We start from the raw sequence: 14,050 nt of genomic DNA on the forward strand, positions 1-14,050 counted from the left end.
ATCCTGCCGACGTGGGCGTTAGGTTCGTTCTCGTTGGCGTAAGAGGTGCAAATCACTAGCACTAGCTATACCGGAATACACTTTTCGCGGCTAGCTTTGCCTCTTATTTAAAATCATTTTAAATAACGCCTAAACCTGACCAAGCGACATGATTACGGCAGTAATAGCTGATACCCAGCCTTTGTATAGAGATGGATTGAAACTTCTTTTGCGCAATAGGAGAAAGGTAAAAGTGGTATCCGAAGCGGAAAATAGTGATGAACTATGCAGGACTGTAGCTCAGCACCAGCCACAGCTGGTCATGCTGGATTATGATATCCCCGGACATTTTAGCATCAATGACATTGGCAACATCCGCAAGAACTCACCGGAAAGCAGCATCATCATAGTCTCGTCTGATCCTTGCAAAAAGAATATCAACCGCGTACTGGAGTCAGGAGTGGAGAGCTACATCACCAAAGAGTGCAATAAAGAGCAGGTGTTAAGGGCAATAGAGACCGTAGCTCGTGGAGAGAAATTTTTCTGTCATAAAGTACTCGAAGTTTTGCTGGAAAAGCGGGTAAACCCTGTGGCCTCTCTGGCTAGCAGGGTTCCGGAGCTGACAGAAAGGGAAATGGAAGTGACCAGGTACATAGGAGCCGGGAAGAAACCCTTCGAAATAGCCGAAGAATTTTCCATCAGTATACACACTGTGCGTACCCATCTCAAAAACATCATGAAAAAGCTCAACCTCACATCAACCAGCGATCTGGTTTTATACGCCATCAACAACCGCATCATGTAATGTATGCAGACAGTTCTGTAAAGAGATAGTTCTGTCAGGGCAGCAGAGATGATCTGTCAGGGGACAGATCATGGAGATGAGATGAAAATCAAAAGCATACCTCACCCTTAATCTATTAGGTTAGGGCGTCACTTCACAGGCCAGCTTATTTTGTCCATACAGGACAATCTGATCTAAATGATTATTTCAACAAATATTTAATCCTACGGGATTGTTGTAGGAAAGACCCGAAATCTCTTTTAAACGATAAGACTGAATAGTGTCCTGTAAGGACATAAATAATTTATAGGAAAACGAAAAAGCAAACCTGTGCCATAGGAACGTCTTGAATAGAACACAACCCTTTCTGGTACCGCAGTGTTGCCGGACGAAACATTGCGCAGGTACTGAACATGCAGTAGATGATCTGTCAGGGACAGATTATGGATGAGAGGAGATGCTTTTTCTCGGCAGAATTGCTGCCGTGATATATACTCCTTTCTAGTTCCCTGCATGTTCTGTCTTTCAAAATTTCAAAAGAACACAACTACCTCTCCTCTGTCAGGGGACAGAATACAAGCACCTTATATAAAACAGGTCAGACATCAAACCTGATCTCTTATTTCCCAGTAGAGTTTCTAGAAGAGCTCGAATAGGATTCTACTGTATTTTTAATTATGGCAGAAAGTAGTTAAATCTTCCTGCCCTGTGTGTCCCCCGACAGAATGCCACTTCAAACCAATTCCCTTCATCTACCCAATTTTAGGTAGATAAATACCTCAAATTGGCTAGCTGTTCCTACCTCATAAAATACCCTAAAAATACGCTATTTGCGGGATTGTCCGCCCTTCACATTGCCGATACATTTGCAGCATGAATTTCCTTATTTAGAATTATTCTAATTAAGGAAATTGTAAATGCCTTATTCTTAGAACTTTAGCTAAACTAACTATAAACCAATGTCTTGCCATGAATTTTGAAAAAAACGACACCGCACTACTGGATCAGATTATCCGGAGTACGAGTAACAAGTACTTTTTTAATGATCTGCCGGAGAATAAATTTTTGTACCAAAAGAGCATCCACGAAGCCACCAATGCCGTGGTAAACCACCTTGAGTCACGCGATACACCTTTCACCGGAGTTTCGGTGGAGGCCATTGAGCAAAGGTTTGAAAAGATATTTCTGGATGCAGAAGAAAACCTGACACTCAATGAGACCCTCGAGGAGCTAAAAGAGCTGTACCTCAATGATGCCATTAACTTCCATCATAACAAGTATGTAGCGCACCTCAATTGCCCTGTGCTTATACCGGCCCTGGCAGCGGAAGTGATCATCAGCTCCATCAACACTTCTATGGATACCTGGGATCAAAGCATCGGAGGTACTTTTGTAGAGCTTAAGCTGATCAACTGGACACTTGACCACATGGGCTACCCTGCCGATGCGGATGGTATTTTTACAAGTGGAGGCACCCAGTCTAACCTGATGGGACTTTTGCTGGCCAGAGATCAGTTTATTAAAACCCATTATGCAGTAGACCCTAAAATGCAGGGGCTGCCGGCCGAAGCTTCCAAATTCAGGATCTTTTGCAGTGAAGTCAGTCATTTCAGCCTTAAGAAAAACGCGAGCCTTCTTGGGTTAGGTCAAAATTCCATTATTCCGGTGGCTGTTGACCACCACTACAGGATGGGTATGTCGGCATTAGGGCAGGCCATTGAAATTGAAAGGGCCAAGGGCAATATTGCCATTGCTGTGGTAGGTACTGCCGGCACCACTGACACGGGAGCTATTGACCCTTTGGCGGAGATAGCTGCGATAGCGCAGCAGTATGGTATGTGGTTTCACGTAGATGCTGCCTACGGAGGAGGCTTATTGTTAAGCGATAAGCATAAGCGCAAGTTAAAAGGGTTGGAACTTTCTGATTCTGCTACCATTGACTATCACAAAACCTACTTCCAGCCGGTTAGCTCCAGTGCATTTTTTATGAGGAATAAGAAGTATGTCGATCACATAAAATATCATGCTGATTATCTGAATTCCAAAGAACAGGAGGATGAGGGCATCCCCAACATGGTGAAGAAATCGATACAAACCACCCGTCGTTTTGATGCCCTGAAGTTATGGCTGACGTTGCGGGTTATGGGGCGGAAGCGTTTGGGGCAATACATTGATGACATTATACAACTTGCCCAGGACACGGCCATGTCACTACGTACATCAGGGGATTTTGAAGTGCTGAACCAGCCGGAGATCAGCGCCATTCTTTTCAGGTATCAGCCTTTTCAAAAAGGCAAGGCCCTTACCGAAGAGCAGTTATCGAGGCTCAATGCCTACATCAGAAAGGCCATGTTCCAGGAGGGCGAAGCTTTGATAGCCAGCACAAAAGTAAATGGATCCGTTTATTTGAAATTCACGCTCCTTAATCCGCTTACTACCATCCAGGACATGGAGGAGATCATTCAAATCATTAAAAAACACGGACAAGAATTCTTTAGAAATAACTAACCATGACATCAACAAAAACATACGACTTTGCCGCTATTGGCGTAGGGCCGTTTAATCTTGGTCTGGCCTGTCTTACTGAGCCTATTGAAGACCTTAACGGCATATTTCTGGATAAAAGGGAATCATTTAACTGGCATCCGGGCATGTTGCTGGAAAACACCACGCTGCAGATTCCTTTTATGGCAGACCTGGTTACACTGGCAGACCCTACAAACCCATACAGCTTTCTCAATTACATCAAGGAGCAGGGCAGGATCTATTCATTTTATATAAGGGAAAACTTCCTGCTGCTTCGAAATGAATATAATCAGTACTGCCAATGGGTAATCAGCAAGCTCCCTAACATTGTATTTAACACCGACGTTCAGCAGATCACCTATGATGAGCAGTCGCAATGCTACCAGGTGCAGACGCTCTGCACTAAAACCGGTGACCTCAAAACATATAATGCCAGGAAACTGGTACTGGGAACAGGTACGGTACCCTACATTCCTGGCTGCTGTAACGAACTCATGGGCAAGGCTGTACATTCCGCCTCTTATCTCAACCATAAAAAGAAGCTGCAAGGCAAAAAGTCAATTACTATTCTGGGTAGCGGACAGAGTGCGGCGGAGATTTTTTATGACCTGCTTCAGGAAATTGATGTTTATGGGTACGAGCTCAACTGGATCACCCGGTCACCACGCTTTTTTCCGTTGGAATATAGCAAGCTGACTCTCGAAATGACCTCGCCTGATTATGTCGATTATTTCTATGAACTACCCGTCGAGCGCAGGGATAAGCTGGTAAAAGAGCAGCAGAACCTGTACAAGGGGATCAATTTTGATTTGATTGGCGACATATATAACCTGCTTTATACCAAACGACTTACTCACGATATAAAGGTTGGGTTGAGAACGAATTCGGAACTGACAAAGGCTACCTTTAATGAGGTCTCCGGCAGCTTTGAGCTTGAAGTTTGTCAACGCGAAATCAATAAACATTATCGTTTGGATACTGAAGGTCTGGTTTTGGCAACAGGCTATACTTATCGTACGCCGGCATTTGTAGAAGGTATTCGTGACAGGATAAAGTGGGATGCCAGGGGCAGATATGATGTGCACCGCGACTACAGCATCGATAAACATAACAGTGAAATTTATGTGCAGAATGCTGAGCTCCATACGCACGGCTTTGTGACACCGGACCTGGGGATGGCCTGCTATCGCAATTCGCATATCATCAGGTCGCTGACAGGTAAAGATCATTACCCGATTGAGCAGAGAATTGCATTTCAGCAGTTTGGAGTAAATGCAGAAGAGGAAATTAGCATGGTACAAACGGAACTTGTGGAACAGCCATGATGAATCTCCGTTTTTTTCTTATCGCAATGACCTTACTGGCCGTGGTCAGTGATGCTATGCTCATGCCTTTTTATCCCCAGTTTTTTGAGGAGACGTTTGGCATGAGTAACCCGCAGCATGTGGGTTACTACATTGCCGCCACGTGTTTCACTGTAATGTTTGCTTTTCCGTTTTGGGCCTGGGTGGCCAGGCGGGTGCGGGAGCTCAACCTGCTGGTATGGACACAATTGCTCGCCGGGCTGCTCTGCATTTATTGTTACTGGACTCAAAGCCTTGTAGAGTTTTGGATAGTTTCCCTTTCAATGATCGTTTTTAAGGGCAGCTACCTGCTCATCTATCCGTATGTGATGAGTCTGGAGAAGGAAGGTAATTATTCAGGCACTATCGGTCTGTTGTCTGTAATTGTTCACTTCGGAAGTATACTGGGGGCTATTTTGGGCGGGTACGTGGTTGATCTGTACAACCCTCGAAACCTGTTTCTGATCATGGCGATTGGTGATTTTGTTCAGATGGCTGTAAGCTTCTTCCTGATCAAAAGCAGCCGGTTCGATACCACTCGTACTCACGAAGAGGATGACAAAGCAACAGAGAGCTCTCCACTGATGCCGAACGGGTTCATTTTTAAGCTGGGTATGATTACGCTTGTTTTTTATTTCAGCGCTTTTCTTATCCGTCCGTTTTTCTCGCTGTACTGGGAGTCGATATCGATTTATGATTCTGAAATAGTATCAGGCTTTGTTTATGCCATACCTGGAGTGGTAGCGCTTTTTGCTCTTTGGCTGAGCTACAGACAAAAGCAATCTGATAATAGCTACAAGGGCATCGTGCCGGCTATGCTGTTGGGGCTTGCCGGGCTGTTTTTGCAATCAGCCCCAAGTGACCTGGTGGTGTTCCTGGGACGGTTTGTTTACGGCTGGGCCATGTACCATGCCGTGGTGAAATACGATGTGCTGCTTTTTGAACTAAGTACGCCGAAGTCATATGCCACGGACTACAGCAAGATCCATTTTTTTCAAAACCTGGGGGTTCTGATCGCTTCATTCTCTGCGGGGATATTGGTAGACCATCACGGTTTGCAAATGCCATTCTTTGTAGCCGCCGCAGGCTTTGTAGTCACCCTGCTGGCATACTATTTCAGCTTTAGGTCAAAAATATCACTGGCACAAACATCTACCTGATTTGAAACAACCAGAATATGAAAACAGCACAAGAAATACATAACATTCCCACCGGTGAAAGGGAGATAATCTTTGCTAGAGAGATGGGGAATATTGGAATGGTAACACTTTCTCCTCTGAAAATAGAGGAGGATACATCTCTGATCCATGATTGGGTCAACCGCGACTATGCGAAGTACTGGATGATGCAAAATACATCTCTTGAAGATGTACGCCGGGAGTACGAAAGGCTTTTGACTTATTCGGAAATTTTTATAGGAACTGTAAATGGCAAACCTTCATTTCTGATGGAAAAGTACAAGACATCAGATGAAGTCATCGGCAGACACTATCGTGTGGAACCCGGTGACTATGGCATGCACATACTAGTAGCTCCGGCCGATAAGCCCATTACAAATTTCACCTGGTATATTTTCAGGTTCATCATGACCTTTTTATTCACCGACGAGCGGGTAAAGCGTGTGGTGGTGGAGCCGGATGAAAGGAACCATAAAATACACGGGCTCAACAGGAGGGCAGGATTTGAGTACGAACGTACGGTAAAGCTGCCCCATAAAACGGCGTGTCTGGCCTTTTGTAATTATGAACAGTTCAGTCAGGCCATTAAAAACCAACCTTGAATTTAAAAATATATTAAAAATGAAAGATATTAATTTCTCACCGGAATCGGCCGTTAGCCATCTAAAACTTAAGGTGTGGGAGAAAGTGAACAGGCTTCATATAAAAAAAGCCATAAGTGAATTTGCCCATGAGCTTTTAATTACTCCGGAATTACAGCATCAGCATGAAGATACGGGGCATTACATACTCCGGGCAGACCATGGTAACGTAGAATACAGCTTCAAAGCGCAAAAACTACACCTGGATCACTGGCATATTGATGAGGCATCTATCGAAAAGGTAATTGACGGGCAGGCAGTAACTCTTGATTCGTTAAAGTTTATTACCGAGTTCAGGGACAGCCTCGGCATTCCTGCTGAAATGCTGCCTACCTACATGGAAGAGATCAGCAGCACCTTGTATGGGGCGGCCTATATGCACACCAAAAAGCAGTTAAGTGCGTGTGAATTGACAGTCGCAGAATATCAGGATATCGAGCATGCTATGACAGCCGGTCATCCTTGCTTTGTTGCTAACAATGGCCGTATTGGTTTTGATGCTTCTGACTATCAGGCTTATGCCCCCGAAGCCGGTGCCCCGGTAAAATTGATATGGGTTGCTGCCCATAAAAGCAGGGCGGATTATGCAGGAATAGAAAGGCTGCCTTATGAAGCTCTGATCATCCGGGAGCTTGGAGCGGATACTCTGGGGAAATTCAGTGCTATTCTGCAAGAAAAGGGACTGAATAAAGCAGATTATTATTTTATGCCTGTCCATCCCTGGCAGTGGTTTAACAAGCTCGTACATATTTTTGCCGCTGATATTGCCTCAAACCTGCTGGTGTGCCTGGGCTATGCTTCTGACGAATACCTGGCGCAGCAGTCAATAAGGACTTTTTATAATATCACCAACCCTGAAAAGCATTACACCAAAACTGCATTATCTATTCTCAATATGGGCTTTATGCGAGGCTTGTCCCCTTACTACATGAGCAGCACACCGGCCATTATGGAGTGGATAACAGAGCGACTGGCAGGTGATGCCTACCTTGCTGCGAAAGGGTTTACCATGTTGGGCGAAGTGGCTTCGGTAGGGTATCGCAACCACTATTATGAAGAGCTGGGCAGAAGCCTGGCCTACAATAAAATGCTGTCTGCACTATGGCGCGAAAGTCCGGCCACGGTACTCCAATCAGGACAAAAATTGATGACCATGGCAGCATTGCTCCATATCGATACGGAAGGGGCTGCGCTTGTACCTCAACTGATCATGTCAAGCGGGCTGGATATTGACGAATGGCTGACCAGGTACCTGGATTGCTACATGAGTCCGCTGCTACATTGCTTCTATGAATATGATATGGTGTTTATGCCTCACGGAGAAAACCTGATATTGATCCTTGAAAATAACATACCGGTAAAAGCCATTATGAAGGACATCACGGAAGAAGTAGTGGTGCTGAGTCCTGATGTGATATTGCCTGAGAAAGCGCAGAGGCTATATGCCCCTACACCTGAAGATGTCAAGCTGCTATCCATCTTTACTGATGTATTTGACTGTTTTTTCAGGTTTTTATCTGCCATTCTTGTAGAACATGCACAATACGATGAAGAGAGGTTTTGGAACCTGGTGGCACAATGCATCCAAAATTACCAGGATGCACATCCTCATTTGATTAACAAATTTGAGCAATATGACCTCTTCGCACCCGAGTTTACACGCTCATGCCTTAATCGATTGCAGTTGAGAAATAATCAGCAAATGGTAGACCTGGCTAACCCCAGCAATAACCTGCAATTTTTCGGAACATTAAAAAACCCTGTAGCAACGTACAAAAGGGCCGGTGCTGAAGCGGTTGAGCCAATGAGAACATAAGCAGGAAGGTGATATTGAAGTGTTCAGTCTGGGGACAGAAAATGGGATGGAGGGCACATAAAATGAAGAGGAGAATCAAAATTGTCCGTAAGGGAAACGAATCTGGATTTGAGACCCCAAAGCCAATAATGAGCAAAATCTTTCAGAATAAAGGTTCTGAAAGAGCTTAACGCTTATAGCCCCGGGCGCCCGCGCTAAAGCTTCGAGCGGCAGCATGGTGTAGCCCGGGTTTTAAAAACAAAAAATTGCAGCATAGTAGACCTAAATACAAGGCTTTTGGTACACACTGGTAACTGGAATGTTCATACAGGCTGATGTTCTGTCAGGGGAGGGACAGAACATTGGAATTACAAAAAATCAAATAATCCAAAATACAACCTAATTCAATCTAAAACATCTAAAACTACAATTGAAATGCAAACCAATAATAGAATACTGGCCATTGACTTTGCGCGTGGCCTTAGTGTAGTACTTATGATACTCGTGCATACCATGCTCGTGTATGGTGATGCCGCAACCCGAAACGAATCTGCTTTAGGACAGATAGTTCATATATTAGGGCAGGGTGCCCCCATGTTCCTCGTGTCCATGGGTATTTCCTTCGTCTTTTCACGTAAGCAAAGTTTTAAGGGATCCCTCAAAAGAGGAGGTATTATCCTGCTGGCCGGTTACACCATGAACATCCTCAAGTTTGTAGTCCCTACATTATTCTTCGGAGGGCTTCCAGTACCTTTTGTAGAAGCCTACGGTATGACCTATGGTGACCCTTCCAACATGGTGTTCTTCCTTCTGCTGGGAGACATTCTGCAATTGGCAGGCCTGACTCTTATCCTGATGGCATTTATCGTGCGCTTTTCCAAAAGCAAATATGTACCTTTAGTACTGGCCTTGTTCATCGTTTTGGTGTCCAGCGAGCTGAGGGGCTACAGGCCAGGCATAGTGGGGTTGGATTATATCTGCGATTTGCTCTGGGGAGCAACCTATCAGGTATATTTCCCTATGTTTCCATGGAGTGCATTTATATTGATAGGCCTGTTTTTTGGTATGTGGTTCAGGGAAAAAGGTTCTGACCAGGTATTTCTTTTTAAGTCCATGCTGGTAGTAGGTTTAGGTTTGCTTACTGTTGGCGTATTAATGTGCCTGTATGATTTCACCTATCACTTTGGCGATTATTACCACCTAGGCCCTGGGGGATCGCTAGGTTTGATGGGGCTCAACCTTGTAGCGCTTTGGATAGTCAACCTACTGACTACACATATCAAAAACAACCGTGCCTTTAGGTTTTTATATTACTGCAGCCGGAATGTTACCTCACTATATATCACACAATGGGTATTGATTAACTGGGGAATGTCCGTTTTCGGTTTTTGGGAGCATCAGGGGGTAGTTGTACTATCACTTATGCTGCTGTTCCTGTTCTTGTCATTAAGTCTGGTGTACCTGAAAAATAATTACCGTACACTCTTGATGTCGCAAAAGAACCCGGAAAGTTTGAGCAAAAGTACCTGAGAAATGTCTTAAAATAATTTAACGGGTGCCAGGTCCGAAAGAGAGTAGGTAGTACTCTGACCGGACTTGGTGCTTTTGCCCAACCGATTCGGATAATTCTTAAAGTTTAAATCGTAAAAAGCACACCAAATACCTCTTCAAGGAGGAAATTTACATACACATCTAATATGAGGGTAGCTTTTCTGTAGAAAGATGGCGACCATGCACCTAAAAAGAATGGAGCCTCTGCCTTAAGGTCTTGCTTTTGCTAGTACTACAGAACAGTTAAACTTTTACCAAACTTTTAAAGCTTTAGTAAAGCCGCAGTTTAGTTCTTATAGCCGCTATTCTGGTAAACTTAAATTAATCGGAAAGATGTAGGTATAGAGTATCCGAATGGATATTAGATAAAAATAGCGGGATCAGGCTGTTACACCTGATCATTTGTTTTAATAACCTTACTAAAAATGTCCGCTATTTTCATTGTCCGTTTGCTGCTGTTGGTTGGGCCAGCGGCTATGAATCCGGACAAATAATGTGTTAGTTTTCGAACAGCTCCTCCCGTTAAGAAAGGAGCTGCTTTATTCTTTTAAAATTTGTATTGCAGGTTCAACCTGAAATTAGTGCCAGGCTCGGTTTGCCAGTAGTAGAAAGAGCTGTAAGCACTACCTGAGTACAGGTATTCGTTTAGCAGGTTATTGACGTTCAGTCCTATTTTCAGGTCATCATTCTGCCATGAAACTGCTCCATCCAGTCTGAAGTAGTCAGGTAGAGCAGACTCATTATCTGCATTCCAGGTCCAGCTGGAGCGGTCTACCTGGTATTGGTAGCCCATAGATACCGTAAAGCCATTTAGCACCTGGTCAGGCAGGTTATAGTGCAGCCATCCGTTCGTAATGTGCTTGGCATGGCCTGCTACGCGGGTGCCCACTACTGATTCGTCGGTGTCCTCAGTTACTTCTACATTAGTGTTGGCGTAGTTCAGTACCACGCTTAAGCCGTCTACGATCTCACCCTGAATATCAAATTCTATTCCCTGAGATTGTACCTCACCAAGCTGGATAGAGAAGTTTACATTTTCAGGATCAGCGGTAAGTACGTTGGTTTTAGTAATGGTGTAAACAGAGAGTGAAGTATTCCATTTGCCGTCAGCCCAGTTCCTTTTTATACCACCTTCCAGGTCGTTGCCCCTTACAGGCTCAAAGGCATTGCCTTGCGCATCTGCGCCACCCTGAGGGCTGAAAGACTGATCGTAAAGTCCATATACCGTGGTATTTTTGTCCAGAGATACATTCAAGCCTACTCTTGGTGTAAATGCCTCATCTTCGGTAGTAGTACCATAACTCCAGCCATCCAGGGCGGTATATCTGCCTGCCAGGGTAAGACGGATACGGTCATTCCAGAACCCAATCTCATCCTGTAAATAAAGAGCGGAGTATCTCTGACCAACATTATTTACGCCGGCACGCTTGCGAATGCTTTTTGAACGATCAAAAGTAGGTATGGAGTCAGAAGGTACTCCATGTACAGGATTATAAATATTGAAAGGAACGTTGCCACCAAGCAGACCACCCTGTCCCCAGTCAGCAAAGTAATCCTTCTGTCCGATATCTACACCTCCGAGTATCTGGTGAGTAACAGCGCCTGTTTGTACAGATCCGTTAACGAATACCTGGGCAAGTTTTGATTCATTAAGAGCATCCCAGATACCAAGTCCTCTGAGCATGTTACCGTCGGCATCAACGCCTTCCGGCCAAAGAGATGAACCTATTTGTTTGTAATTTAAATAGCCTAATTGTGCGGTTACTTCCCAGTCAGCATCGATCTTATGATTTAGATTGATGAAGGTACTGTGCTCTTCAATATCCGTTGGGTCAATGTTAGGTTCTGCGGTAGTGAAGTCTCGTGGCAGGTCTCCGAAGCCATTCGGAGAGAATACATATGCAGCGCCCACTACTGACATTTGAGAGAATTGATAAGTATATTCAGTGGTTAATGACGTGCGGTCATTGAATTTATATTTTAATGAGGGTGCAATGGTATATCGGTCATTGAACTCATAATCCCTGTGTGAACCTTTCAGCTGTCCCATCAGGTTTATGCGGTACAGCAGCTTCCCTTCACTATCCACTTTGCCACCGACGTCCAGCGTGCTGCGGATAGTATTGAAGCTTCCTGTCATCAGCGAAACTTCATTTCTGCTGTTTTCCAAGGGCTTTTTGGTCACTACATTGTAAAAGCCACCGGGTTCTCCGGCAGAAAGCATAAAGCCGGCAGGCCCTTTTACAAATTCAATACGCTCTACCATTGACATATCTTCTGTCAACGGCCCCCACGGCATCTCTACATTCATCCCGTTTCTGAAAGCGGGCAATTTAAAGCCTCTCATGTTTATTCTGGCAAAGTTGCCCCAGTGCTCGATCATCTGGGCACCACTCACGTTTCTGGTTATGCCTTCGAGCATATCAATTGATTGCTGGTCTTCAATAACCTGCTTAGAGATGACCTGTACGTTTTGTGGTAGTAACAAAATAGGGGTTTTAGACCTTAAACTGGGAGAAGGTAACGGTGCAGTGTAATCTTCCTGACCGTAAACCGTGATATCTTCCAGTTGCTGAATAGACTCCTGAAGAACTATAGCCGGCAACTCGATGGTTTCTCCTGCCTTGATAGTCACTTCTCTTTCCTTTTTCTCAAGGCCTACTGAAGATAATATCAACGTATAGTCCCCAGCCGGAGCGCTGATCTTGAATTGCCCGGTTTTATCAGTAGAAGAACCATAGTGTGTACCCTTAAGGGCTACTGATACATATGGAGCCTCTTTGCCATCGCTCGTTTTGATGATTCCCTTCACAAAGCCGTGCTGGCTCTGAGCAAAGGAAGTTGCTGCTGTAAATAATGCAACAAGTAGTAGTAATAGTTGTCTCATAATATAAGTTTTAGTTGTTGTTGCTTTTTTGCTTGATATTCATTGAATTGCGTGAAATCATTTATTTAGAATTAATCTAAACAATGCAAAGATGAAGAGTAATTCATGTGGTGTCAATCGCTATGGCTGATGTTTTTGAATCACTAGTGCTAGTGATTTTTATCAATAAACTAGTGAAGTGTATGATATGACTGTACCCTCTGAACTCAACACTCACTTTACTTCCCAGTAAAGTCTCTCGCAGAGGACTCCGGCATTCGGAGGCAGAATCTTTAATTATGGCAGGCTACCATTACCGGGAGAGGTGATGCTCAAAAAAGTAGCAACCTCTGCTTTAAGGTTATTACCCTCAGCCGGTGTTACAGACCAGTAAAGCTTTACCAAACTTTTAAAGTTTAGTAAAGCCGCAACCTGGCTCCGTAAACTGTCATTAATTTATTAACCAAAAAGTGCCTATTTGCACGTGTCCTGCCGTCTTAGCTCAATAGCATTGTAGTCCCCGTCAGGGATAATTACTACCGTAGAAATATTCAAATCCCGGTTCTTTTATACACCCCGTTCTCGAAAACCTATTACCAAACTCCGGTCGCCGATAACTTCACTCCCCAAGCCCCTCTCAATACTCAATATCCCCATCTGAATACTAAAACAATTCCTTCTCAACCTTTGCCACATTGTCCGACAGGTTTATCTTTATCGTCAAACCCAAATAAATACCATGATCTACCTGCTCTATTCGAGTTTTAATGAAAGGTTCAGTACAGAAAAATATAACTATTACCTCAATATGCTACCTGCTGATATGGCAAAGCGTATCGGTAAGTACCATCGCTGGCAGGATGCCCACGCCGGACTGATCGGAAAGCTCCTGTTGGTAGAGGGGTTAAAAAAATACGGAGGGGGTCATCAGTGGCTGGATGATATAAAATATTCCGAGTACAGCAGGCCGTACCTTGACCTGGTGGAGTTTAACATTTCACATTCCGGTAATTACGTAATTTGTGTGATAAGCAACGATAAGCTTAGAATAGGAGTAGATGTGGAGCAAATCAGGCCGATTGAATTCAGCGATTTTGACCGGCAGTTTACCAATGCCGAGTGGCAGATGATCAAGTCAGATCCTGATCCTTTGAGGGGATTCTATAAAATGTGGACTAAGAAAGAGGCCATAGTTAAAGCTGATGGCAAGGGGCTAAGTATTCCGTTAAGCGAAATCATTATTGACAATAATACAGCCAGGGTTGGGGACGAATGCTGGTATTTAAAACCAGTTGATTTGGACCAGCATCACATTATCCACCTTGCGTGTGACCAAAATGTTGAGCAAGAACTTACACTTGAGCGGCTCAGCCTTTAAACTTAGAAA

9 protein-coding genes are annotated in these 14,050 nt (G+C 44.2%); 8 read left to right on the plus strand and 1 reads right to left on the minus strand.

Annotated elements, in window-relative coordinates; all coding sequences use genetic code 11:
* Positions 1-148: 148 nt before the first annotated feature.
* The 7 genes from LVD17_RS15725 (at position 149) to LVD17_RS15755 (ending at position 9,776) form a co-directional block, all read left to right on the plus strand.
* Entirely contained in the window at positions 149-784 is a 636-nt protein-coding gene (locus LVD17_RS15725) for a response regulator transcription factor (protein ID WP_233759965.1), read from the plus strand.
* Positions 785-1,732: 948 nt separating this feature from the next.
* Complete coding sequence (locus LVD17_RS15730; RefSeq protein ID WP_233759966.1) at positions 1,733-3,271, plus strand: pyridoxal phosphate-dependent decarboxylase family protein; 1,539 nt, start codon at positions 1,733-1,735, stop codon at positions 3,269-3,271.
* Between the two features lie 2 nt (positions 3,272-3,273).
* Positions 3,274-4,614 (plus strand): lysine N(6)-hydroxylase/L-ornithine N(5)-oxygenase family protein, encoded by a 1,341-nt coding sequence (locus LVD17_RS15735; protein ID WP_233759967.1) that lies wholly within the window; start codon positions 3,274-3,276, stop codon positions 4,612-4,614.
* The gene (locus tag LVD17_RS15740; protein ID WP_233759968.1) at positions 4,611-5,792 is read left to right on the plus strand and encodes an MFS transporter; all 1,182 of its coding nucleotides are present in this window, start codon (positions 4,611-4,613) and stop codon (positions 5,790-5,792) included. Before LVD17_RS15735 ends, LVD17_RS15740 begins: the two co-directional genes overlap by 4 nt.
* A 17-nt stretch (positions 5,793-5,809) precedes the next feature.
* A complete protein-coding gene (locus LVD17_RS15745) occupies positions 5,810-6,412 on the plus strand; it encodes a GNAT family N-acetyltransferase (RefSeq protein ID WP_233759969.1) in 603 nt (200 codons plus the stop codon).
* 19 nt (positions 6,413-6,431) lie between these two features.
* The gene (locus LVD17_RS15750; RefSeq protein ID WP_233759970.1) at positions 6,432-8,267 is read left to right on the plus strand and encodes an IucA/IucC family protein; all 1,836 of its coding nucleotides are present in this window, start codon (positions 6,432-6,434) and stop codon (positions 8,265-8,267) included.
* 414 nt (positions 8,268-8,681) lie between these two features.
* Positions 8,682-9,776 (plus strand): heparan-alpha-glucosaminide N-acetyltransferase domain-containing protein, encoded by a 1,095-nt coding sequence (locus tag LVD17_RS15755; protein WP_233759971.1) that lies wholly within the window; start codon positions 8,682-8,684, stop codon positions 9,774-9,776.
* 568 nt (positions 9,777-10,344) lie between these two features.
* On the opposite strand, the gene LVD17_RS15760 is transcribed toward LVD17_RS15755, so the two are convergent.
* Positions 10,345-12,684 (minus strand): TonB-dependent receptor, encoded by a 2,340-nt coding sequence (locus tag LVD17_RS15760; RefSeq protein ID WP_233759972.1) that lies wholly within the window; start codon positions 12,682-12,684, stop codon positions 10,345-10,347.
* A 718-nt stretch (positions 12,685-13,402) separates the two neighbouring features.
* Here LVD17_RS15760 and LVD17_RS15765 point away from each other — a divergent pair.
* Positions 13,403-14,041 carry a 4'-phosphopantetheinyl transferase family protein gene (locus LVD17_RS15765; protein ID WP_233759973.1) on the plus strand — a complete coding sequence of 213 codons (639 nt, stop codon included), beginning with the start codon at positions 13,403-13,405 and terminating at the stop codon, positions 14,039-14,041.
* The last annotated feature ends 9 nt before the right edge of the window (positions 14,042-14,050 follow it).

This window comes from Fulvivirga ulvae (assembly GCF_021389975.1).
Lineage (GTDB): Bacteria > Bacteroidota > Bacteroidia > Cytophagales > Cyclobacteriaceae > Fulvivirga > Fulvivirga ulvae.

What these genes read in the sequence shown, in the direction of transcription:
- LVD17_RS15725 (WP_233759965.1), top strand. Translation starts at nt 149, where the DNA reads ATGATTACGGCAGTAATAGCTGATACCCAGCCTTTGTATAGAGATGGA.
- LVD17_RS15730 (WP_233759966.1), top strand. Translation starts at nt 1,733, where the DNA reads ATGAATTTTGAAAAAAACGACACCGCACTACTGGATCAGATTATCCGG.
- LVD17_RS15735 (WP_233759967.1), top strand. Translation starts at nt 3,274, where the DNA reads ATGACATCAACAAAAACATACGACTTTGCCGCTATTGGCGTAGGGCCG.
- LVD17_RS15740 (WP_233759968.1), top strand. Translation starts at nt 4,611, where the DNA reads ATGATGAATCTCCGTTTTTTTCTTATCGCAATGACCTTACTGGCCGTG.
- LVD17_RS15745 (WP_233759969.1), top strand. Translation starts at nt 5,810, where the DNA reads ATGAAAACAGCACAAGAAATACATAACATTCCCACCGGTGAAAGGGAG.
- LVD17_RS15750 (WP_233759970.1), top strand. Translation starts at nt 6,432, where the DNA reads ATGAAAGATATTAATTTCTCACCGGAATCGGCCGTTAGCCATCTAAAA.
- LVD17_RS15755 (WP_233759971.1), top strand. Translation starts at nt 8,682, where the DNA reads ATGCAAACCAATAATAGAATACTGGCCATTGACTTTGCGCGTGGCCTT.
- LVD17_RS15760 (WP_233759972.1), bottom strand. Translation starts at nt 12,684, where the DNA reads ATGAGACAACTATTACTACTACTTGTTGCATTATTTACAGCAGCAACT.
- LVD17_RS15765 (WP_233759973.1), top strand. Translation starts at nt 13,403, where the DNA reads ATGATCTACCTGCTCTATTCGAGTTTTAATGAAAGGTTCAGTACAGAA.